Origin of the sequence: Pseudomonas sp. efr-133-TYG-5, assembly GCF_030209175.1 — a bacterium.
GTDB lineage: Bacteria > Pseudomonadota > Gammaproteobacteria > Pseudomonadales > Pseudomonadaceae > Aquipseudomonas.
Genome location: NZ_JARVSM010000008.1, coordinates 188,677 through 209,300, shown reverse-complemented (window position 1 = coordinate 209,300; position 20,624 = coordinate 188,677). Strand labels below are relative to the sequence as shown.

Genomic DNA, 20,624 nt, shown 5'->3' with positions numbered 1-20,624 from the left:
ACCGCACTGGCTCGGCCACCTTCGCCGCCGACGGTTACGACCGCACCGGTTCCGCCACCGTCGCCGAAGACGGCTACGACCGCACTGGCTCGGCCACCTTCGCCGCCGACGGTTACGACCGCACCGGTTCCGCATCGATCAGCTGATCCACAGCGGTCAAGCGCACAGCCCGGCTTCGGCCGGGCTTAGTCGTTTCTGGGGCAGGACCATTGCCGGACCGGCGAACACGCGTGATCGACTGGCAATTGCCGCGGCAGCCTTGCACTATTGAGCGCCTACGAATGCCCTCCAGGAACACCGCCATGCCCGATGACATCCACTTCTACGAACCGGCCAACGGCCACGGCCTGCCTCACGACCCGTTCAACGCCATCGTCGGCCCGCGCCCCATCGGCTGGATTTCTTCGCAGGATGCCGAGGGCCGGCTGAACCTGGCCCCCTACAGTTTCTTCAACGCCTTCAACTACATTCCGCCGATCATCGGTTTCTCCAGCGTCGGTCGCAAAGACAGCCTCAACAACATCGAACAGACCGGCGAATTCGCCTGGAACCTGGCCACCCGGCCGCTGGCCGAGCAGATGAACCAGAGCTGCGCAATGGTCGGACCGGATGTCAACGAGTTCGAACTGGCGGGACTGACGACCGCAGCCTCGAAAGTGATTGCAGTGCCACGGGTCGCCGAAAGCCCGGTGTCCTTCGAGTGCAAGGTCACCCAGATCATTCAGTTGCAGCGCGCGGACGGTGAGACGGTGCCGAGCTGGCTGATCCTCGGCGAAGTGGTCGCCGTGCATATCGCCAAGTGGCTGTTGAAGGACGGCATCTACGACACCGCCGCGGCAGAACCGATTCTGCGCGGCGGCGGCCCGGCGGACTATTTCCAGCTGGGGCCGCAAGCCCTGTTCAAGATGTGGCGCCCGGGGGCAGTCAAGTAATTACCAGATCAGCTCGGCGTCATCAGTGACGCCCTGCAGACGGTCGAGCTCCTTGATGGCGGCTTCGTCGGCGGCAATGGCACCGGGAAACACCTGGTCATTCAGCAGTTTGTGAAAACGCGGGGCACCGCCATCGACCAGGGCCTTGACCGCGATTGCCGCGTGATAACCCTTGTTGCTGCCCAACTCGACGGGAACTACAGCGGAAACCGCTTCGAAATGTTCGAACTCTTTACGTGCCATGTCGCAGGTCCTGGCTCAGTCAAATAGGCCGGCCATTAAACCCTCAACCGGCGAGTTTGTGTATCGGTGCGCTGCATTGCCCAAGCGCCTGCGCCGCCGAGACGTCCTTGAAGGTGTGGAAATCCAGGCTGTTGACGACCAGTTCCTGCACCAGCTCGGCAAAGACTTGCATCGCCGGACTGCTGAAGTACGCGGTCATCGCCTGCTGGTGGCTCCAGAAACCCGAGACCAGCCACAACTCGGGATCGCACTGCGATTGTTGCAAGGCAAAGCTCAGGCAACCGGGTGCGGCGCGGGACGGTTCGATCAGCGCGCTCAGGCGCACACCGAGTTCTGCCGAGCGCCCGGCGCGCGCTCGAACGAAGGCCATATGACTGACGGGGATCTGCTTGGACATGTTCAACCCTCCCAGGGAGTCGTGTGGCAGCCGGGACGGGCTGCGACAGGATCCAAGATTAAGGGCCGGACTCCGGCTGCCGTTAGTCGATTCCTGCCGCTGCGTTGCACAATCCTGCGAGACTTTCTTTCGGACCTGTAACAGGTCGTGAATGACTGTCACCGTCCTGTCACACCGGTTTCAAGCAAGTTTGCCGGGTTACGCCCTGTCATGTCTGGGCACGCAACCAACGCCATGCAGGATCAGGCAAGCATTTCGCAGGATGTGTCTACCGCTTGCGCTTGCACAAACATATGCTCTGCTCCATTCCACCTCCCTTGCCGAGGATGCCGTGCATGACGTCATTCGATCGTATTCAAGCCGCGCCAGATGCCGACATGGAAAAGCAGCGCGCGGAACTGGCGGCGATCATCCGCCGCAACACCGCCGAAGACGGCAGCTATGCGACTGCCGTCGGCTCGCTGTTCATGTCGCGCCACACCCGATCCCATGACTTCGCCCCGGTGCTCGCGCAACCGGCGCTGTGCATCATGGCCCAGGGGCGTAAAGAGGTGCGGCTGGCGGACGAATACTTCAATTACGACCCGCTGAATTACCTGGTGGTCTCCGTTTCGATGCCGTTGAGCGGGCGTGTGGTCAACGTCTCGCCCGAGGATCCGATTCTGGCCGTGCGCCTGGATATCGACCCGGCGGAAATCACCGCGCTGATCGCCGACGCCGGCCCCATGGGCGTACCGACCCGCCCCACCGGGCGCGGGCTGTATGTGGAGAAGATCGACAGTGCCATGCTTGACGCAGTGTTGCGCCTGGCGCGTCTGCTCGACGCGCCGAAAGACATCGCCATGCTCGCGCCGCTGATCCGCCGGGAAATCCTCTATCGCCTGCTGCGCAGCCCGCAGGGTCATCGCCTGTATGAAATCGCGATTGCCAACAGCCAGAGCCATCGCATCAGCCAGGCGATCAAGTGGCTCAACGGCAACTTCGAGCAGCCGCTGCGCATCGACGATTTGGCCCGCGAAGTGAACCTCAGCGTCTCGACCCTGCACCACCGGTTCAAGGCAATGACGGCGATGAGCCCGCTGCAGTATCAGAAGCAACTGCGCCTGCAGGAGGCGCGGCGCCTGATGCTCGCCGAAGGCCTGGAGGCGTCGGCGGCGGGCTATCGGGTGGGCTATGAAAGTCCGTCGCAGTTCAGCCGCGAATACAGCCGCCTGTTCGGCGCGCCGCCGTTGCGGGATCTGGCGCGGTTGCGGCAGTCGGTCTGATCACGGTGTTGTGCTGTATCGACTGACGCCATCGCTGGCAAGCCAGCTCCCGCAGGGTGTTGTGCTGTATCGACTGACGTCATCGCTGACAAGCGAGCTCCCACAGGGTTTTGTGCTGAACACAGAATTTGTGCCCACCCGAAAAACCTGTGGGAGCTGGCTTGCCAGCGATGGGGCCAGTCAAGGCCACCTCAATCCAGAATCATGCACCGAGTACCCGACATGCCTCAGGCGGCAACGTCACCGACACCGGGTGCCCGATCCCCAGCCCGATGCCCTGACACGGCGTGCTCAGCGCCGTAAACGTCACGCCGGAACACTCCACCGTGGTCTCGATGGTCGCGCCGATATCGCGCACGAACGTCACCTTGCCGAGCAAGCGATTACCCGCCGTGGCCTGTGGCGCGGACAGTTGCAGGTCTTCGGGGCGAATCAGCATCTTCACTTTCTGCCCTGCGACAATGCTGCTGCAGATCGGCACTTGCAGCGCGTCGCCACCCGGCAGGCCGACCTTGCCATCACCCAGCACGGTGGCCGGGAAGATGTTGCCCGAGCCGATGAAGTCGGCAACGAACTCGTTGGCCGGACACCGGTAGATCTCGATCGGCGTACCGACCTGCTGCACTTTGTGTTCGCCCAGCACGACGACGATGTCGGCCATGGTCATGGCTTCGCGCTGATCGTGGGTGACCATGATGGTGGTGATGTTCAGGCGTTGTTGCAGCTGGCGGATTTCCACCTGCATCGACTCGCGCAGTTTGGCGTCCAGCGCCGACAGCGGCTCGTCGAGCAGGAGAATTTTCGGATGCGAGGCAATCGCCCGGGCAATCGCCACGCGTTGCCGCTGGCCGCCGGAGAGCTTGGCCACCGGGCGGTCGATCATCGCCTGCAGCTGGATCAGCTCGAGCAATTCCACCACCCGCGCCTGCTGCTCGGCCTTGCTGACGCCGCGCAGTTTCAGCGGGTAGGCGATGTTCTCGCCGACGGTCATGTGCGGAAACAGCGCCAGCGACTGGAACACCATGCCGAAGTTGCGCAGGTGCGCCGGGGTCTGGCCGATGTCCTCGCCATCGAGGCGGATCTCGCCGCCGCTGAGGGTTTCCAGGCCGGCGATCATCCGCAGCAGGGTGGTTTTGCCGCAGCCCGAAGGACCGAGGAAACACACCAGTTTGCCGGGTGGCAAATGCAGGTTGACGTCGGCCACCGCGCACGCCGAGCCGTAGAATTTCTCGACGTTTTCCAGAATCAGTCCAGTCATGTTGCACCTCACAATCAAAAGGAAACGCCGCCCTCGCCCACCAGCTTCTCCAGCGCCCAGATCAGGACGAAGTCGATCAGCACGATCAGCACGGCAAACGAGAACACGGTAGGGTCGAGCGAGGACACGGTGCGGCTGTACATCCAGATCGGCACGGTCATCACATCGATGGTGTAGAGGAAGTAGGTGACGGTGAATTCGTTGAACGAAACGATGAACGCCAGCAGCATCCCCGCGAGGATCCCCGATTTCATCAACGGCACCACCACATCGACAATCGCCCGCAGCGGCGAAGCGCCGAGCATCTGTGCGGCCTCCTCGACTTCGCTGCCGATCGAGAGCATCGCCGCCGTGCAGTTCTTCACCACGAACGGCAGCGCCAGAATCACGTGAGCAATCACCAGGCGCGACGTGGTCAGGTGGAACGGCAGGCTGTCGAACACCAGCAGCAGCGCCAGGCCCAGCACCACCATCGGGAACACCAGCGGCAGCGACATCAGTTGCAGCGCCACGGCTTTGCCGCGGAACTCGCAGCGGGTCAGCGCGTACGCCGCCGGCACCGCGATCAGCGTGGCGAAAACCATGGTCAGGCACGCCACCAGCAGGCTGGTGCCCATGGCCTGGCCGAGGCTCAGCACATCGCTGGCATCCGGCGAGACAAAGGTGTGCCACGCCGCCTTGTACCACTGCAGGCTGTAGCTGCTCGGCGGAAAATCCAGGTTCGCCGCACCGCTGAACGACATCACGATCATGGTCAGGATCGGCAACACCGCGAGCAGCAGAATCACCGCGGAAAGAATCCCGGCAAACTTGCCGGTTTCGCCGGGCAGCAGGGCCATGCGCTTGTTGGACAGGATACTCATTGCGATGCCTCCAGCAGACGCCGGCGGCGGCCGGTGAAGTATTCGGACAGGGTCATGATCGCCAGGGTGGTGACAATCAGCACCACGCCGGCAGCGGAGGCAGCGGGCCAGTTCATCAGCGGCGCGATCTGGTCGTGCACCATCACCGCCAGCATCGGCACCCGGCGCCCGCCGAGCAGCAGCGGCACCACGAAGCTGCTGGCGTTGTAGGCGAATACCAGCGTTGCACCGGTGATGATCCCCGGCAGGCTCATCGGCAGCACCACTTGACGGAACACCTGCAAGCGGCTGGCACCGAGGGTCGCGGCTGCCTCTTCATAGCTGCGGGCAACGCCGCGCATGGCGCTGGCGATCGGCAGCACGGCCAGCGGGAACGCGGTCTGCACCAGGCCCATCAACACGCCGTTCTGGTTGTACAGCAGCATGATCGGCCGCTTGATCAGCCCCAGCCCCATGAGGGTCTGGTTGAGCATGCCGCCGGGGCCGAGAATCACCAGCCAGCCGTAGCTTTGCAGCAGCAGATTGACCAGCAGCGGCAACAACACCGCCGCGAGAAAGATCCGCCGCACGAACGGTGAGGTCAGCCGCGACATGGTGTACGCCACCGGGATCGCCAGCAGCACGGCGATCACCGCACTGATCAGCGCCAGGCGCAGGGTCAGCAGCAGCGATTTCAGATAATAGGGTTCGAGCAATTGCGCGTAGCTGGCGAGGTTGAAGCCGCTCCATTCCGCACCTTTGCTGCCGACGCTCATGCGCAGCACCAGCAGGCTCGCCGCAATCAGCACACCGAGAAACAGCATCGACGGCGACAGGAAAAGCCATGCCCGGGCGGTCGGCGAAATACCGCGCGCCGCGCGCACGTTAGCGGCGCCGACGGCTTGGGTCAGGGGTTGATGTTCCATAGCAATGATCTCGTCAATGGAAAACGAATCGGCCAGACACCTCTGCCTCCTGTGGGAGCGAGCCTGCTCGCGAAGGCGCTGTGTCAGTCACATCCATACGGACTGTGCTGACGCATTCGCGAGCAGGCTCGCTCCCACAAGGGTTCCGCGGTGTCTGGAAGGACGGCGTCAGGAAGAAAAGATTTCCGTGTAACGGCGAATCCACTGGTCATGCACGGTGGCCAGGAAGGCGTTGTCGTGCATGATCGCCTTCTCGGCAATCTGCTCGGGAGTGAGGATGTACGGGCTCTTGCGCGCCTCGGCGGAGATGATCGCCTTGGCGTTGACCGGACCGTTGAAGATGTCCTCGGCCATCTTGCCCTGCACCAGCGGGTCGAGGGAGTGGTCGATGAAGGCGTAGGCCAGGTCGGTGTCGCCGGGACGATTCTTCGGCATCACCGAGAGCATCAGGTCGGTGTAGAAACCTTCCTTCATGCCGAACGTGGCCCCCAGGCCATAGTTCGGGTCGCGGATCTGCTTGGGGAAAAACGCCGGGGCGTACAGCCCGCCCATGTCCAGCGAGCCGGTGCGGAACAGTTCGGCGATCTGGTTGGGGTTTTCGCCCAGCGTGACCACGCGCTCCTTGAGCTCGGCAAGCTTCTTGAAGCCCGGCTCGATGTTGTGCTCGTCGCCACCGGCGAGTTTGCCGGCGATGATGATCAGGTCCATCGCCTCGGTCCAGTTCGGCGGCGGCAGGAAGATGTTCGGTGCCAGATCGGCATCCCACAGCGCGGCGTAGCTGTCCGGCGCGGCGGACTGGGTACGAGTGCTGTAGACGAGGCTGTTGCACCACAGCAGGTAGCCGATACCGTGACCGTTGGCGCCGGTGCGATACTTTTCCGGGACGTCGACCAGGTTGGGAATGCGATTGAGGTCGGGCTTCTCCAGCAGCCCGGCGGCGGCCAGGCCTTCGGCGCCCACCCCGGCCAGGGTGATGATGTCGTACTGCGGACGGTCACCGCCGGCCTTGAGCTTGGCGACCATTTCCGAGGTGCTGCCGGTGCGGTCGGCAATCACCTTGGCGCCGGTCTTGGCTTCGAACGTCGCGGCGATATTGCGCAGCGCCGCCAGGCCGGTGTCATCCGACCAGGTCAGCAGACGCAGGGTCTTGCCGGCAAACCGCGTGTCACTGGCGCGCACCCCGACGAAGGGGAGGCTCATGGCCGCCGCGGCCACCGAGGCCACGCCGACGGTTTTAATGAATTGACGCCTGTTCAGATCGTGCTCGCCCATGACGGACTCCCTTTGTTCTTTTAAGTATGAGGTTGGTCGCAACCGTTGCATCCGCGCGGCCGGATCGGCTGCAGGCCTTGTGTTCAAAGGCATGCAGCGCAGCCGACGGGTTCATCCTGAGGTCGTGCAAAACACCTGACTATCGATAAAAACTCATTGAAGCCATGACGCCGGCGCATGCCTTTTTGCGAGGCATGCGCGGACCTTTTTCGGGCGTTCAGAGCGCCCGGATCACGTGTTTGATTTCCTGGAACGCGGCCAGGCCCCACGGTCCCAATTCGCGGCCGATACTGCTCTGCTTGTAACCGCCCCACGCCGTCTGCGGGAAGATCACCTGCGGCGCGTTGAGCCACACAAGCCCGGCCTGCAAGGCATTGGCGACCCGGTCGGCGGTTTCGGCGTTACGCGTTACCACACTGGCGACCAGACCGAACTGACTGTCGTTGGCCAGGGCAATCGCCTCGGCTTCGCTGCTGAAACTGCGCACGCAGATCACCGGGCCAAAGATCTCTTCACACCACAGCGCACTGTCGAGGGGCACTTCGGTGAACACCGTCGGCTGCAGGAAATAGCCGCGCGGCAGGTCCGCCGGGCGATTGCCACCGCACACCAGCCTGGCCCCGGCACTCAAACCACGATCGATGTGGCCAAGCACCCGCTGGTATTGCGCCTGATTGACCAGCGCGCCCATCTCGACGGCCGGGTCGAACGGATCGGCGACGCGGATTTTTTCCGCGCGGGCCTGCAAGCGAATGAGGAACTCGTCGGCCAGTTCATCGGCAACCAGCACGCGGCTGGTCGCCGAACACATCTGCCCGGCGTTGAAGAAACCACCACCACAGGCCAGCTCCACCGCCAGGTCAATGTCGGCATCGGCCAGTACCAGCAGCGAGGATTTGCCCCCCAGTTCGAGGCTCACGCCCTTGACGGTTTCGGCGGCACGCTGCATGACCTGCACACCGACGGCGTTGCTGCCGGTGAAGGAAATCTTGGCGATGCGCGGATCGGCCGACAGCGGCGCGCCCACCGCCAGACCGGTGCCACAGACCAGGTTGAACACCCCGGCAGGCAGCCCGGATTCGGCGATGATGGCCGCCAGTTCCAGTTCCGGCAGGGGCGTGACTTCCGACGGTTTGAGCACCACGCAGCAGCCAGCGGCCAGGGCTGGCGCGAGTTTCCAGGCGGTGGTGACCATCGGGAAATTCCACGGCACGATCAGCCCGACCACGCCGCACGGCTCACGCCGCAGCCGCGCACTGAAATCGTCGCTGGGTAGCGGCACGTGGCTGTCGAGTTGCGCATCCAGACCTTCGGCCAGTTCGGCGTAGTACTCGAACGTGGCGATCACGTCGTCGACATCGATGCTCGCTTCGAATTGCGGTTTGCCGTTGTTGCTCGACTGCAGCTTCATCAGCTGCTCGCGGCCTTTGCGCACGCCGTTGGCGATGTTGCGCAGGATCGCGCCACGCTCGGCACCAGGGGTTTTCGACCAGTCCTTGAAGGCTGCGGTCGCCGCCGTGACCGCCTGATCGACGGCGGTTTCGTCACCGCCATTGACCGTGGTCAGCAGCGCTTCGGTGGCCGGATTGATCACCCGCAGATGTTCGCGTCCGGCGGACCATTGGCCGTTGATGTAGAGGCCGTCGAGCGTAGTAGGAAAAGTCATTGCGCCACCGCCTGCTGCCATTGGTTCTGGTCGATTTCGATCACCGTCGGACCTTGCCGATCGGTTGCGGCACGCAGCGCAGCGCGCAGTTGTTCAACGCCGTGGATCGCCTGCGCCGCGCAACCGAGGGCCTTGGCCACCGCGATAAAGTCGGGGGTGTAGATGTCCACGCCAACCGGTTCGATGGCGCGGTTGACCATGTATTTCTTGATCTCTTCGTAGCCCTGGTTATTCCACAGCAGGACGATCACCGGCGTGCGGGCCTCCACTGCACTGGCCAGTTCCGGCAGGGTGAATTGCAGGCCACCGTCACCGATCAGGCACACCACCGGCGCACGCACGCCGCTGTCGTTGCGGCCACCCAGCCAGGCACCGATGGCCGCCGGCAAGGCATAACCGAGGGTGCCGTAACCGGTCGACGAGTTGAACCAGCGGCGCGGACGCTCCGGATTGAAGGTGAGGTTGCCGGTGTACACCGGTTGTGTGGAGTCGCCGACGAACACCGCCTCCGGCAACTCGTGCAGGACGGTTTCGAGCAACCGCGTCTGGGCCAGGGTCGGTGCATCCCAGGTCGCCGCCAGCTCATCGCGCAGGCGGGCCGCACGGACCTGGCCCCAATCGTTGCGGCGCTCGGCCAGAGGCTGGTGCGACAACGCGCTCAACAAGGCTTGCGCGGCGTTGCGCGAGTCCGCCACCAGCGCTACGTGCGGCGGGTAGTTGCGCACGGTCTGGTCGGCATCGATGTCGATGCGCAGCAGCTTGCCGGGAATCTCGAAGCCGCCGGCGAACGTCACGTCGTAATCGGTCTCGGCCAGTTCGGTGCCGATGGCCAGAACCACGTCGGCATCGGCCACCAGCGCGCGGGTGGCGACCAGGCTTTGCGTCGAGCCGATCAGCAGCGGATGGCTGGACGGCAGCATGCCTTTGGCGTTGATGGTCAGCGCCACCGGAGCGTCGAGCCGCTCGGCCAGCTCGGTGAGTTCGCCGGCGGCATCGATCGCCCCGCCGCCGGCGAGAATCAGCGGACGCTGGGCGCCGGCCAGCAGTTCGCTCATGCGCTGCACGGCAGCCGGTGCGGCCCCTGCGCGGTCGATAGTCACGGGAACACTGGCGAGCAGTGCATCGGCCTCTTCCACCAACACGTCCAGGGGAATTTCGATGTGCACCGGACGCGGGCGGCCGGCCTGGAACAGGGCGAACGCACGGGCCAGCACGCCCGGCAATTCTGACGCCGACATCAGGGTGTGGGAGAACGCCGCCACGCCGCCGACCAGTGCGCTCTGGTTGGGCAATTCATGCAGCTTGCCGCGACCGCCGCCCAACTGGTTGCGGGTCTGCACGCTGGAGATCACCAGCATCGGGATCGAGTCGGCGTACGCCTGGCCCATGGCGGTGGTGATGTTGGTCATGCCCGGGCCGGTAATGATGAAGCACACGCCCGGTTTGCCACTGGTGCGCGCGTAACCGTCGGCCATGAAACCGGCGCCCTGCTCATGCCGCGGCGTGACATGGTTGATGCTCGAACGGGCCAGCCCGCGATACAGCTCCACGGTGTGCACCCCGGGAATGCCGAACACCTGCTCGACCCCGTAGTCCTCGAGTAATTTGACCAGTACTTCGCCACACGTCGCCATGTCGTTGCCCTTCTAGTTGTTCAATACGCCGTGCCAGTGTGGGAGCGAGCTTGCTCGCGAAAGCGGTGTATCAGCCACATTGATGCTGAATGGAAAACCATATTCGCGAGCAAGCTCGCTCCCACATCGATTCGGGTGGATGGGGCTCATTGAACGGGCGGCAGGTAGCGGCAACAATCGATTAAAAGTCATACTAGCCATGTCCTCACGTCATACCTTGGATCCACATGAAACGACTGCCGCCCCTGCCCGCCCTGCACACGTTCCTGATCACCGCGCAGTGCTGCAACTTCACCCGGGCCGCCGAGCAGTTGCACATCACCCAGGGCGCGGTGAGCCGGCAGATTGCCGGGCTGGAGGATCATCTCGGGTATGAGCTGTTCATCCGCCTGGCCCGCGGTCTGGAGCTGACCGCCGAAGGGCGCGAATGGCTGCCGCGGGTGGAGAAGGTCTTCAGCCTGATCAGCGAAGCGACCGAGCAGATCGGCCTCAAGCGGGAAACCCTGCAGCTCAAGGCGCCGAGCTGCGTGATGCGCTGGCTGGTGCCGCGCCTGCTGCAATGGCAGAAGGAACGCCCGGACGTGCCGGTCAAACTGACCACCACGCTGGCCCACGGCGTGGACTTTCAGCGCGAACCGTTCGATGCCGCCGTGATCTACGGCACGCCGCCGGACAGCACGTCGACAGCGCTGCACCTGTTCGACGAGCAACTGACGCCCGTGTGTTCGCCCGCGCTGTTGAAGGGCCCGCCGGCGCTGTCCGTTCCGGCCGATCTGCAACAGCACCTGCTGCTGCATCCGACCCGCGACACGCAGGACTGGACCGTGTGGCTGAGCGCCGCGCAATTGCAGCTGAGCAACGTCAACACGGGGCAGCATTTCGAGACACTGGATCAGGCGATGTCGATGGCGTCCCATGGCACCGGCGTGGCGATCGGCGACTGGTCGTTGATCGGCGATGACCTGCGCGCGGGGCGACTGGTGATGCCGTTCGAGCTGAAGGTGAAGACGGGGTTGGGTTACTACGTGGTGATGCCGCACGACGCGCAAGCATCGCCCCAGCTGGAAGAGCTGATGATCTGGCTGGTGGAGCAGGCCCATCTGCGCTGAGCCTGTTGCCCTCACCCTCTCCCGGAGGGAGTGAGGACTGAGCGGGTTGCTCTGGCGGGTTGCACCGACTTGCGATCCCGAGTCGAACTCAGGAGGTGAAGCGCGCGCCAATCGGCTCCCTTTCCCCCTCGCCCCCTTTGGGCGAGAGGGTTGGGGCGAGGGGGAAAAATCCGCAGCCGAACGCTGCGTTCAGCATCCGCGCAATCAATAGCCGACGGTAAACCGCTGGCGCGAATGCTTCGGTGTTTCCACTTCGTCGATCAGTGCAATCGCGTAATCGGCGAAGGTGATCCAGCTGCGCCCTTCGGCACTCACCAGCAAGTGATCCTGGCCGACCCGGAAGGTACCGCTGCGCTCACCTTCGACAAACTCTGCCGACGGCGACAGGAACGTCCAGTCCAGTTCCTGCTCCTGACGCAGGGCGTCGAGGAACGCCGCCCCAGCGCTGGCTTCGGTCTTGTACTCGGGCGGAAAACCCGCGCTGTCGATCACCCGGGTATCGTCCGGCAGCAACAGCGAGCCGGCACCGCCGACCACCAGCAAGCGTTTCACCCCCGCCTGCTTCACCGGCCCGAGCAGGGCGCTGGCCGGCACGGTCGCGAAATGCGCCGCGCTGATGACCACATCGTGGCCGGCCAGGGCATTTTGCAGCGCCGCCGAATCCAGCACATCGACGTTCTTGCTGACCACCCCGGCACGGTGACCGATCTTCGCCGTGTCGCGGGCGATAGCCGTAACGCTATGACCACGACGCAGGGCTTCTTCCAGCAGTTGGCTACCGGCACGGCCGGTGGCACCGATGATTGCGATCTTGCTCATGACGTTCTCCAGTTGGCTTGAGAGTACTGCGTGTTGAGAATCGGCTTACCAGCGCATTTCGCCCTTGGCGACTTTGGCGCTGAGTTCCAGCGAACTGTCTTCACCGAGTTGCGGGTAGCGCTGTTTCATCGCCTTGATCAGGGCGGCAGAATCCTTGGCTCGCGCGGTTTCCACATCGAAAGCCTTAATGTAGTCGGCGGTGAATTTCACGCTGGCCAACGACCGGCTGCTCTCACCGAGGTAATGCCCCGGGACCACGGTCTTCGGTTTCAGGGTTTCGATGGCATGCAGGGTTTGCAGCCAGTCGGCGTGGGATTGCGCAGTCTGGGTGTCGGCCATCCAGACGTGGATGTTCTCCGCGACCACCACCCCACCGACCACGGCCTTGAGCGACGGAATCCAGACAAAACTGCGATCCGGCTGTTTGCCGTCGAGGCCGACCACCTGCAGCTTCTGCCCTTCGAGCATCAGGCTGTCACCCTCGAGCACGCCCGGCACGATGGTTTTGCCCGGCACATCGGCGCCCATTTTCGGCCCCCAGAACGCCAGTTTGCCGTCGACGGTCTGCTTGATGTGCTCGACGGTCGGCGCCGAGGCCAGGACTTTCGCCTCGGGGAAGGCCTGGGTCAGGGTGTCGAGGCCGAAGTAGTAGTCCGGGTCGCCGTGGCTGATGTAGATGGTGGTCAGTTGCTTGCCGCTGGCGCGGATTTTCTCCACCACCTGCTCGGCCTGGGACTTGCCGAACTGGGCATCCACCAGAATCGCCTCTTTCTCACCACTGACCAGCACCGAAGTCACCGGGAAAATCGCCTGGGTGCCCGGGTTGTAGACGTCAAGGGTCAGGTTGGCGGCGGCCGCATGGGCGGCGAAACCGAGGCTGGCGGTGGCCAGTAGAATGCGCTTGAGGGTGGTGCGGCCGATCATCTGTTGCTCCGTTGTGCGAATGCCGTGCTTGGCGATGGGCACAGAGCTTAGTTGCCAGAGTCAGTACAAAAAATGCGATGCTTGAACATAGTTTGTTTCTGAAAGCGGGCAAATCATGGATCGTCTCCAAGCAATGCGGGTGTTCGTCACAGTGGTGGATCTGGGCAGCCAGTCGGCGGCGGCCGACCATCTCGAGCTGTCGCGCCCGGTGGTGTCGCGTTATCTGGCGGAACTCGAGGACTGGGTCGGCGCGCGGCTGATGCACCGCACCACGCGTAAGCTGAGCCTGACCGCAGCCGGCAGCGAAATCCTGCCGCGCTGCCGGCAGATGCTCGAACTGTGCGGCGACATGCAGGCCGCCGTCAGTGAACCGCACGATGCGCCGCGCGGCCTGCTGCGGATCAGTGTCAGCACCTCGTTCGGCCAGAGCCAACTGGCCGACGCCATGGCGGCGTTCGTCAAGCGCTACCCCGGGGTCAGCATCGACCTGCAGATGCTCGACCGCACAGTGAACCTGGTGGATGAACGCATCGACCTGGCGATCCGCACCAGCAATGACCTGGACCCGAATCTGATCGCCCGGCGTCTGACCGTGTGCCGCTCGCTGGTCTGCGCTGCCCCCACCTATCTGCAGGACAATCCAGCGCCGTTGCGCGTCGAGGATCTGAGCCGGCACAACTGCCTGACTCACTCGTATTTCGGCAAGAGCCTGTGGCATTTCGAGCAGGACGGTGAGCCCGTGTCCGTGCCGGTGCAGGGCAACATCAGTGCCAATGAAGCCAGCACCCTGCTGCGCACCACCCTGGCCGGGGCCGGCGTGGCGATGCTGCCGACCTACCTGGCCGGGGCCCACGTGCAGACCGGTGAACTGGTGCGCCTGCTGCCCGGCGCCGAGCCGCGGCAACTGAACATCTATGCGGTCTATGCCTCACGCAAACACATGCCGGCGGCGCTGCGCGCGATGCTGGATTTTCTGGTGCAGCGCTTTCCCGAGCATCCAGAGTGGGATATCGGCTTGTAAACGCCATTCCTTGTGGGAGCGAGCCTGCTCGCGAAAAAGCTGTGTCAGTCGACAGTATCGCGGGCTGACACAGCGCTTTCGCGAACAAGCTCGCTCCCACCGTGTTTATGGCTGGAAACTCTGTACCGCTGACCTATGCTGAAAGTAGTACCGCAGGGTATGCGTTCAGAGGTCTACGCCATGAACACCAGAACAAGAAGGTATCTCGCGATTTTCATCACCTGCGCGGCCACGCTGGCGCTGTACGGCACCGCGGCGTGGCGAGTCGAGCAATTGCGCCAACTGCCACGCGAATACGCCAGCTGCAACTTCGAACGTTGCATCCCGCATAACGCGACGCTTAACGCGCTGCGCTGATTGAACTGGGCTGGAATGAAATCCTGTGGCAGCGAGCTTGCTCGCGAATGCAGTGCGCCAGTCAACATCAACGCTGAATGGAGGACCGCATTCGCGAGCAAGCTCGCTCCCACCGGGATGTGTGGTGGTTAGAATTTACTGCTCGGCCTTCAGCCGATCACGAAACGCCTTTGGCGAAATGCCAACCCTGCGTCGGAACAGGCGGGTGAAGTTGGTTGGATCGGAAAACCCCAACACGTCGGACATTTCGTAGATGGTCATGCTGGTGTAAGTCAGCAGACGCTTGGCTTCCAGCAACTGCCGCTCGTGCATGATCTGCAACGCCGGTTGCCCCGCCAGTTCGCGGCAGGTGCCATTGAGGTGCGACACGGAAATGCCCAGGCGATGGGCCAGATCCTCGACCTTGACGTGCTGTCGGTACGTCTCCTCCACCAGTTGAATGAAGCCGTTGAGGTATTCGCGCTGACGCTGTGGCCGCTGGCTGGCGCTGTGGCGGTGGATCGCCTGGCGGCTGACCCAGACCATGATCACGCTGACCAGCGCATGCATGAGCATTTCCCGTGCAGGCTGGTGGCCGTTGTATTCGGCCTGCAACGCGGCGAACAGGCTGTTGAGGTAGTCCGCGTCCGCGCCCGCCGGGTAGCTTTCGGCCTGGCCCAGGGCGTGCACTGCGTTGCCCAGTTGCGCCTGCAAGTGGTTGATCAGCGGGGTGGCCAGGGTAACGATGAAGCCTTCGACATCCTCGGCGAACCGAAAACCATGCACCGACAGCGGTGGCAGGATCTGGATGGCGGCCTGGTGCAACTGCGTGCGTTGTCCTTCGATTTCAAGCTCTGCCTGACCTTTGAAGACGAAGAGCAACTGGCACAGATCGGCGTGGCGATGCGGTTTGATTTCCCATTGATGTTCGCGGCTGCGTTTGGAGATGGTTTCACAGTGCAGCAAGTCGGGGGTCGGCCAGTCCAGGCTTTCACCGTAGAGCTTGAACACCGGAATCGAAGGCAGGTCAGGCTTGTTCATCACTTCAATCCAGGCCTCGAAAGTTGCGGGCGATAATCGCACCGATTGGCAGAATGTACAGGTATCGGCTCAGTTTTCACCTTCAATTGACAGACCCGCAAGGGAAAAATGCAAGCACTCGAATCATAAAAATCATTCACCGGCCCTTGCCGGTTGAAGCTTGCGAGTCATAAAAACAATGAAAACGCTGAAAACCCAAGTCGCCATCATTGGCGCCGGCCCGGCCGGTCTGCTCCTCGGCCAGCTGCTGCACAACGCCGGCATCGACACCCTGATCGTCGAACGCCAGACGCCCGAATATGTGCTCGGCAGAATCCGCGCCGGCGTGCTTGAACAAGGCATGGTAGAGCTGTTGCGTCAGGCCGGCGTGGCCCGGCGGATGGACCGCGAAGGCCTTGTCCATGACGGTTTCGAACTGGCCCTCGACGGACGCCTGGTGCACATCGACCTGAAGTCCCTGACCGCGGGCAAAACCGTCATGGTCTATGGCCAGACCGAAGTCACCCGCGACCTGATGGCCGCTCGTCGGGAGAGCGGCGCACAGACAATCTATGCCGCTCGCGATGTCGTTCCCCACGGCATGAAAAGCGACGAACCCTTCATCACCTTCGACAAGGACGGCGAAACCTGGCGCGTCGACTGCGATTACATCGCCGGTTGCGACGGCTTCCACGGCGTGGCCCGACAATCGATTCCCGCCGACTGCCTGAAAGTCTTCGAACGCGTCTACCCGTTCGGCTGGCTGGGCATTCTTGCCGACACCCCGCCGGTGCACGACGAACTGGTGTACGCCCGCCATGAGCGTGGCTTTGCCTTGTGCAGCATGCGTTCGGCGACCCGCACCCGCTATTACCTGCAAGTGCCGGCCCAGGAAAAGGTCGAGGACTGGTCCGATCAGCGTTTCTGGGACGAGCTGAAAAAGCGCCTGCCGCCGGCGCTGGCCGAGAAGCTGGTGACCGGCCCGTCGATTGAAAAAAGCATCGCGCCACTGCGCAGTTTTGTCGTCGAACCGATGCAATACGGGCGCCTGTTCCTGCTCGGCGATGCCGCGCACATCGTCCCACCGACCGGCGCCAAGGGCTTGAATCTGGCGGCCAGCGACGTCAGCACCTTGTTCAACATCCTGCTCAAGGTGTATCGCGAAGGCCGTACCGATCTGCTGGAGAAGTACTCGCAGATCTGCCTGCGGCGGGTGTGGAAGGCCGAGCGTTTTTCCTGGTGGATGACCTCGATGCTGCACCATTTCGACGAACACGATGACTTCAGCCAGCGCATCTGCGCCTCGGAACTGGACTACTTCGTCAATTCAGAAGCGGGTCGAAAAACCATTGCAGAAAATTACGTCGGGCTTCCTTATGAGGCTATCGAATAGCCTGCTACCGACTTACACTGGCGAGCATCCCCGCTCGCCTGGCGATCTGCGGGACATCCACTGCCCGCAGGTTTTGCCCGTGACCAATCTCAATCATCCCGAAACGCCCAAACCAGCCATTCGCAGCGTGTTGGTCGCGCTGATGATGGCGATCTTTCTGGGGGCGCTGGACCAGACCATCGTCGCCGTTTCGATGCCCGCCATTTCCGCCCAGTTCAAGGATGTCAGCCTGCTGGCCTGGGTGATTTCCGGCTACATGGTGGCGATGACCGTGGCGGTGCCGATCTACGGCAAGCTCGGCGATCTGTACGGGCGGCGTAAACTGATGCTGTTCGGCATGGGCCTGTTCACCCTCGCCTCGCTGTTCTGCGGCATGGCGCAGAGCATGGAGCAACTGGTGCTGGCGCGGATCCTTCAGGGGATCGGGGCCGGCGGGATGATTTCGGTCAGCCAGGCGATCATCGGCGACATCGTGCCGCCCCGCGAGCGTGGACGCTATCAGGGGTACTTCAGCAGCATGTACGCAGTGGCCAGCGTCGCCGGCCCGGTACTCGGCGGCTACATGACCGAATACCTGTCCTGGCGCTGGGTGTTCCTCATCAACCTGCCGCTGGGCCTCGGCGCGTACTGGGTGGCGCGACGCAACCTGCGCGGGCTGCCGATCCCGCAGCGCAAACCGGTCATCGATTACCTGGGCACGCTGCTGATGATTATCGGCCTGACGGCCCTCCTGCTGGGCATCACCGAAGTCGGCCAGGGCCACGCCTGGCGCAGCAGCGAAGTGCTCGGGTTGTTCGCCTGCGCGGTGGTGGTGCTGGCGCTGTTTGTCTGGCACGAACGCCGTGCGCGCGAGCCACTGCTGCCGATGCACCTGTTCACCAACCGCAACGCGCTGCTGTGCTGGTGCACGATTTTCTTCACCAGTTTCCAGGCGATTTCGCTGATCGTGCTGATGCCGCTGCGCTTCCAGAGCGTGACCGGCGCCGGTGCCGACAGCGCCGCGCTGCATCTGCTGCCGCTGGCCATGGGTCTGCCGATCGGGGCGTATTTCGCCGGACGCCGCACCTCGATCACCGGCCGTTACAAACCGCAGATTCTCACCGGCGCGATCCTGATGCCGATCTCGATCCTCGGCATGGCGTTCAGCCCACCGCAGGCGACCCTGCTCAGCGGGCTGTGCATGCTGCTCAGCGGCATCGCCGGCGGCATGCAATTCCCGACTTCACTGGTCGGCACGCAGAACTCGGTGGAGCAGAAAGACATCGGCGTCGCCACCAGCACCACCAACCTGTTCCGTTCGCTGGGCGGCGCGGTGGGCGTGGCATTGATGTCGGCACTGTTGCTGGCGTTGTTGCAGGATTCGAGTTTCGCCCATCTGGCCAGCGGTTCGCTGATGGCTGAGGGGCATTCGGGCAACGTCCTGCTAGATGGTTTGAACGCCGCCCCCGGTGACGCGCAGAACGCCTTGCGCGCCGAGCTGTTGGTCACCTTCCGCCATCTGCTGTGGGTCAGCACAGCGGTGTCGTTGCTCGGTCTGGCCGCGGCGATTGCCATGCCCAACCGATTGCTGCGCGGACGTGAGCACGGCGCCCGTTAAACACCGCAGAGCGCCACCTTCGCCGGTGCCTGCAGCGGCAACGCATGGCAGACGCAGGCGAAAGTGGCGAGTTCGTCACGGGCTGTAATAGCCCACAGCTACCAGCCAGTGCCCGACCTTTTTCAGGTAGGCATGCTTGTCCTCGATCTTGCCGGTCACCGGGTTTTTCCAGCGGTACTGGTACTCGCCATCCTCCTGTTTGGCGATCAGCGCCAGGATCGGCTCGCCCACCGGTTTGCCTTCTGGATCCTTGATCTTGCTGAAATCGGTGTTGATCAGGCGCAGATTGGTGCCGTGCGCCACGTAGCGGCGGGTCTGCAGGTCAACCACGAAGACATACAAGTCATCCTGCAAATAGCCGCCCTTGAGCGAGTTGATTGCGCTCAGCGTGCCCTTTTCATCCCTGGCCAGATCGGTCGCGGCCTTGTTCAGCAGCGCCATCGCCTGCTCCGCCGAGGCGCGTGGCAGGTAATAGCCGACCGCCAGAATCCGCTGGCCGATGCGCTGGTAGTACACGTGCTTGCGTTCGACCTTGCCGTCGGCCCAGTTCTGCCAGCGGTATTCGGCCTGCTGGATGCCATTGCCTTCCGGCACTTTCAGGGCGTCCTTGAAGGTTTTCTGCAAATCCGCGGGCAGTACATCGGTGACGTTGCGGCCGATCAGCGCCGCCGATGGTCCGCCGCTGGCGAGCATCGTGCCTTGGGTGTCGACCACGAACACGTAGCGATCCTTGTCGACGAACTCGCCCTGGCGGCTGAACGCGGCAAAGGCCTTGTCGCCATTGTCGTGGTAATAGGCCAGGGCCTTTTCCAGCAAGGCGATGGCCGCCTTGCTGTCGTCCTTTTCCGTGGTCGCCGCGTGGACCGGGCCGACACTCAGCAGCAGCATCGCACCGAGCCAGGCCATCTTGTGCACAAACCCCATGACGCATCCCCCGTTCTTGTTGGTGTTTCAAGAGCGTAGACCGCTGGCGCTTATGTATGAATATTCAGCAAGAGAACCCTGTGGCGAGGCGCCTGGCCGTTCGCCACAGGGTTGTTTACGCAAGCCCTACGGCCGGGCGTTGATCTGCTGTTGCAGGTTCTGGATCTGCGCCTGCAGGGTGTTGATGTTGCGGGTCATCTGCGCGCGGAAGGCGTCGAACTCGGCCGTGTTGGCGGCGGCGCCGCCCTGGGCGGCGGCCGGACGGTTGTCCTGCTCGCTCTTGAGCACGACGATGTCCTGCTCCAGACGCTCGATGGCCGCGCTCGGATTGCCCTGCTTCTTCAGCGCCGCGATGTCGGCGCCAAGGCTCTTGAACTGGGCATCGAAGGCCTTCAACTGGGCATCGACCTTGCTGGTGTCGGCCGGCGTGCTCTTGAGGGTCGCCAGTTCCGCACTCAGGGCTTTGACCTGGGCCTGCAACTGGGTGTTGGCGGCCTGCTGCTCGGTGGTCTGCGCGCTCATCTGGGCCAGGCGCTTGTCCAGATCGGTGGCCTGCCCGGCCACGCCCTGCTGCTGTTTGCTCTGATCCTGGAGTCGGCTTTCCAGTTGTTTGATCTGCAGCTTCAAGGCTTCGCTGTCGCTGGTGACGTTGGTCTGGCTGGCCACCACCTTGCCGGAAATGTCCTGCAGGCGCCCGGCCGCTTCTTCGCTGATCCGCGCGAAGCTTTCCTGGGTGGCCACCAGTTGCTGCTCCATCAGCGAAATCTGCTGAAAACTCCACCACGCCAGGCCGATGAAGGCAAAGAACAAGGCGCCGACCAATGCCCACAGCGGCCCGGTGCTGGCGGCCTTGACCTTGACCACTGGCGGCGTGCGCGAATGCACGGAGGTGCGCGTGGTGGTCGGGAAATCGTCGTCATCGAGGGTATCGGCACGCAGGCTCGGTACATCGTCGAAATCGTCGTGGGCATCGTTACGCATGGACATTGAGGCAACCTTTGTGAAACGCGGTGGTGGCTAATTGCCGCGAAGTATAACCGCCGCAG

20 protein-coding genes are annotated in these 20,624 nt (G+C 63.3%); 7 read left to right on the top strand and 13 right to left on the bottom strand.

The window, feature by feature from the left end; translation table 11 throughout:
- The first annotated feature begins 302 nt into the window (after positions 1-302).
- Positions 303-932 (top strand): flavin reductase family protein, encoded by a 630-nt coding sequence (locus QRN70_RS24880; protein ID WP_285420524.1) that lies wholly within the window; start codon positions 303-305, stop codon positions 930-932.
- On the opposite strand, the gene QRN70_RS24875 is transcribed toward QRN70_RS24880, so the two are convergent.
- Together QRN70_RS24875 and QRN70_RS24870 are read right to left on the bottom strand one after the other, a co-directional pair.
- Entirely contained in the window at positions 933-1,175 is a 243-nt protein-coding gene (locus QRN70_RS24875) for a hypothetical protein (protein WP_285420523.1), read from the bottom strand.
- Positions 1,176-1,218: 43 nt separating this feature from the next.
- Positions 1,219-1,572 (bottom strand): antibiotic biosynthesis monooxygenase family protein, encoded by a 354-nt coding sequence (locus QRN70_RS24870; protein WP_285420522.1) that lies wholly within the window; start codon positions 1,570-1,572, stop codon positions 1,219-1,221.
- Positions 1,573-1,907: 335 nt separating this feature from the next.
- Between QRN70_RS24870 and QRN70_RS24865 the strand changes: the two genes are divergently transcribed.
- Positions 1,908-2,837, top strand: a complete 930-nt coding sequence (locus QRN70_RS24865; RefSeq protein ID WP_285420521.1) for an AraC family transcriptional regulator — start codon at positions 1,908-1,910, stop codon at positions 2,835-2,837.
- 202 nt (positions 2,838-3,039) lie between these two features.
- Here the strand turns inward: QRN70_RS24865 and QRN70_RS24860 are convergent, their stop codons facing one another.
- The 6 genes from QRN70_RS24860 to QRN70_RS24835 all read right to left on the bottom strand — a co-directional run bounded on the left by QRN70_RS24860 (position 3,040) and on the right by QRN70_RS24835 (position 10,435).
- Positions 3,040-4,095 (bottom strand): ABC transporter ATP-binding protein, encoded by a 1,056-nt coding sequence (locus QRN70_RS24860; RefSeq protein ID WP_285420520.1) that lies wholly within the window; start codon positions 4,093-4,095, stop codon positions 3,040-3,042.
- A 14-nt stretch (positions 4,096-4,109) separates the two neighbouring features.
- Positions 4,110-4,958, bottom strand: a complete 849-nt coding sequence (locus QRN70_RS24855) for an ABC transporter permease (protein ID WP_285420519.1) — start codon at positions 4,956-4,958, stop codon at positions 4,110-4,112.
- Entirely contained in the window at positions 4,955-5,863 is a 909-nt protein-coding gene (locus QRN70_RS24850) for an ABC transporter permease (protein WP_285420518.1), read from the bottom strand. Before QRN70_RS24850 ends, QRN70_RS24855 begins: the two co-directional genes overlap by 4 nt.
- 168 nt (positions 5,864-6,031) lie before the next feature.
- Positions 6,032-7,135: an extracellular solute-binding protein gene (locus QRN70_RS24845; RefSeq protein ID WP_285420517.1), complete on the bottom strand. Its 1,104-nt coding sequence runs from the start codon at positions 7,133-7,135 to the stop codon at positions 6,032-6,034.
- Between the two features lie 217 nt (positions 7,136-7,352).
- A complete protein-coding gene (locus tag QRN70_RS24840) occupies positions 7,353-8,801 on the bottom strand; it encodes an aldehyde dehydrogenase family protein (protein ID WP_285420516.1) in 1,449 nt (482 codons plus the stop codon).
- The gene (locus tag QRN70_RS24835; protein WP_285420515.1) at positions 8,798-10,435 is read right to left on the bottom strand and encodes a 5-guanidino-2-oxopentanoate decarboxylase; all 1,638 of its coding nucleotides are present in this window, start codon (positions 10,433-10,435) and stop codon (positions 8,798-8,800) included. The genes QRN70_RS24840 and QRN70_RS24835 overlap by 4 nt, the downstream gene beginning before the upstream one ends.
- A gap of 227 nt (positions 10,436-10,662) precedes the next feature.
- Here QRN70_RS24835 and QRN70_RS24830 point away from each other — a divergent pair, with 227 nt between their 5' ends.
- A complete protein-coding gene (locus tag QRN70_RS24830) occupies positions 10,663-11,544 on the top strand; it encodes a LysR substrate-binding domain-containing protein (RefSeq protein ID WP_285420514.1) in 882 nt (293 codons plus the stop codon).
- Positions 11,545-11,748: 204 nt separating this feature from the next.
- On the opposite strand, the gene QRN70_RS24825 is transcribed toward QRN70_RS24830, so the two are convergent.
- Both QRN70_RS24825 and QRN70_RS24820 read right to left on the bottom strand, forming a co-directional pair.
- Positions 11,749-12,363 carry an NAD(P)-dependent oxidoreductase gene (locus tag QRN70_RS24825; protein ID WP_285420513.1) on the bottom strand — a complete coding sequence of 205 codons (615 nt, stop codon included), beginning with the start codon at positions 12,361-12,363 and terminating at the stop codon, positions 11,749-11,751.
- A gap of 45 nt (positions 12,364-12,408) precedes the next feature.
- On the bottom strand, positions 12,409-13,287 hold the full coding sequence (locus QRN70_RS24820; protein ID WP_285420512.1) for an MBL fold metallo-hydrolase: 879 nt from the start codon (positions 13,285-13,287) through the stop codon (positions 12,409-12,411).
- A gap of 115 nt (positions 13,288-13,402) precedes the next feature.
- On the opposite strand from QRN70_RS24820, the gene QRN70_RS24815 reads away from it, so the two are divergent.
- Both QRN70_RS24815 and QRN70_RS24810 read left to right on the top strand, forming a co-directional pair.
- Entirely contained in the window at positions 13,403-14,308 is a 906-nt protein-coding gene (locus QRN70_RS24815; protein ID WP_285420511.1) for a LysR family transcriptional regulator, read from the top strand.
- A gap of 180 nt (positions 14,309-14,488) precedes the next feature.
- The gene (locus QRN70_RS24810; RefSeq protein ID WP_007953274.1) at positions 14,489-14,665 is read left to right on the top strand and encodes a hypothetical protein; all 177 of its coding nucleotides are present in this window, start codon (positions 14,489-14,491) and stop codon (positions 14,663-14,665) included.
- A 135-nt stretch (positions 14,666-14,800) separates the two neighbouring features.
- Here QRN70_RS24810 and QRN70_RS24805 read toward each other — a convergent pair whose 3' ends face one another.
- Positions 14,801-15,685: a helix-turn-helix domain-containing protein gene (locus QRN70_RS24805; protein WP_285420510.1), complete on the bottom strand. Its 885-nt coding sequence runs from the start codon at positions 15,683-15,685 to the stop codon at positions 14,801-14,803.
- A gap of 187 nt (positions 15,686-15,872) precedes the next feature.
- On the opposite strand from QRN70_RS24805, the gene pobA reads away from it, so the two are divergent.
- Positions 15,873-17,057 carry a 4-hydroxybenzoate 3-monooxygenase gene (gene pobA, locus QRN70_RS24800; protein WP_285420527.1) on the top strand — a complete coding sequence of 395 codons (1,185 nt, stop codon included), beginning with the start codon at positions 15,873-15,875 and terminating at the stop codon, positions 17,055-17,057.
- Between the two features lie 79 nt (positions 17,058-17,136).
- The gene (locus tag QRN70_RS24795; RefSeq protein WP_285420509.1) at positions 17,137-18,654 is read left to right on the top strand and encodes an MDR family MFS transporter; all 1,518 of its coding nucleotides are present in this window, start codon (positions 17,137-17,139) and stop codon (positions 18,652-18,654) included.
- Positions 18,655-18,729: 75 nt separating this feature from the next.
- Here QRN70_RS24795 and QRN70_RS24790 read toward each other — a convergent pair whose 3' ends face one another.
- Both QRN70_RS24790 and QRN70_RS24785 read right to left on the bottom strand, forming a co-directional pair.
- Positions 18,730-19,578 (bottom strand): cache domain-containing protein, encoded by an 849-nt coding sequence (locus QRN70_RS24790; RefSeq protein ID WP_285420508.1) that lies wholly within the window; start codon positions 19,576-19,578, stop codon positions 18,730-18,732.
- Between the two features lie 126 nt (positions 19,579-19,704).
- Positions 19,705-20,565, bottom strand: coding sequence for an ATPase (locus QRN70_RS24785; RefSeq protein WP_285420507.1), 861 nt, complete (start codon positions 20,563-20,565; stop codon positions 19,705-19,707).
- Between the last annotated feature and the right edge of the window lie 59 nt (positions 20,566-20,624).

Bases quoted from the DNA above. Each gene is read 5' to 3' on its own strand.
- QRN70_RS24880 (WP_285420524.1), top strand. From the start codon at position 303: ATGCCCGATGACATCCACTTCTACGAACCGGCCAACGGCCACGGCCTG.
- QRN70_RS24875 (WP_285420523.1), bottom strand. From the start codon at position 1,175: ATGGCACGTAAAGAGTTCGAACATTTCGAAGCGGTTTCCGCTGTAGTT.
- QRN70_RS24870 (WP_285420522.1), bottom strand. From the start codon at position 1,572: ATGTCCAAGCAGATCCCCGTCAGTCATATGGCCTTCGTTCGAGCGCGC.
- QRN70_RS24865 (WP_285420521.1), top strand. From the start codon at position 1,908: ATGACGTCATTCGATCGTATTCAAGCCGCGCCAGATGCCGACATGGAA.
- QRN70_RS24860 (WP_285420520.1), bottom strand. From the start codon at position 4,095: ATGACTGGACTGATTCTGGAAAACGTCGAGAAATTCTACGGCTCGGCG.
- QRN70_RS24855 (WP_285420519.1), bottom strand. From the start codon at position 4,958: ATGAGTATCCTGTCCAACAAGCGCATGGCCCTGCTGCCCGGCGAAACC.
- QRN70_RS24850 (WP_285420518.1), bottom strand. From the start codon at position 5,863: ATGGAACATCAACCCCTGACCCAAGCCGTCGGCGCCGCTAACGTGCGC.
- QRN70_RS24845 (WP_285420517.1), bottom strand. From the start codon at position 7,135: ATGGGCGAGCACGATCTGAACAGGCGTCAATTCATTAAAACCGTCGGC.
- QRN70_RS24840 (WP_285420516.1), bottom strand. From the start codon at position 8,801: ATGACTTTTCCTACTACGCTCGACGGCCTCTACATCAACGGCCAATGG.
- QRN70_RS24835 (WP_285420515.1), bottom strand. From the start codon at position 10,435: ATGGCGACGTGTGGCGAAGTACTGGTCAAATTACTCGAGGACTACGGG.
- QRN70_RS24830 (WP_285420514.1), top strand. From the start codon at position 10,663: ATGAAACGACTGCCGCCCCTGCCCGCCCTGCACACGTTCCTGATCACC.
- QRN70_RS24825 (WP_285420513.1), bottom strand. From the start codon at position 12,363: ATGAGCAAGATCGCAATCATCGGTGCCACCGGCCGTGCCGGTAGCCAA.
- QRN70_RS24820 (WP_285420512.1), bottom strand. From the start codon at position 13,287: ATGATCGGCCGCACCACCCTCAAGCGCATTCTACTGGCCACCGCCAGC.
- QRN70_RS24815 (WP_285420511.1), top strand. From the start codon at position 13,403: ATGGATCGTCTCCAAGCAATGCGGGTGTTCGTCACAGTGGTGGATCTG.
- QRN70_RS24810 (WP_007953274.1), top strand. From the start codon at position 14,489: ATGAACACCAGAACAAGAAGGTATCTCGCGATTTTCATCACCTGCGCG.
- QRN70_RS24805 (WP_285420510.1), bottom strand. From the start codon at position 15,685: ATGAACAAGCCTGACCTGCCTTCGATTCCGGTGTTCAAGCTCTACGGT.
- QRN70_RS24790 (WP_285420508.1), bottom strand. From the start codon at position 19,578: ATGGGGTTTGTGCACAAGATGGCCTGGCTCGGTGCGATGCTGCTGCTG.
- QRN70_RS24785 (WP_285420507.1), bottom strand. From the start codon at position 20,565: ATGTCCATGCGTAACGATGCCCACGACGATTTCGACGATGTACCGAGC.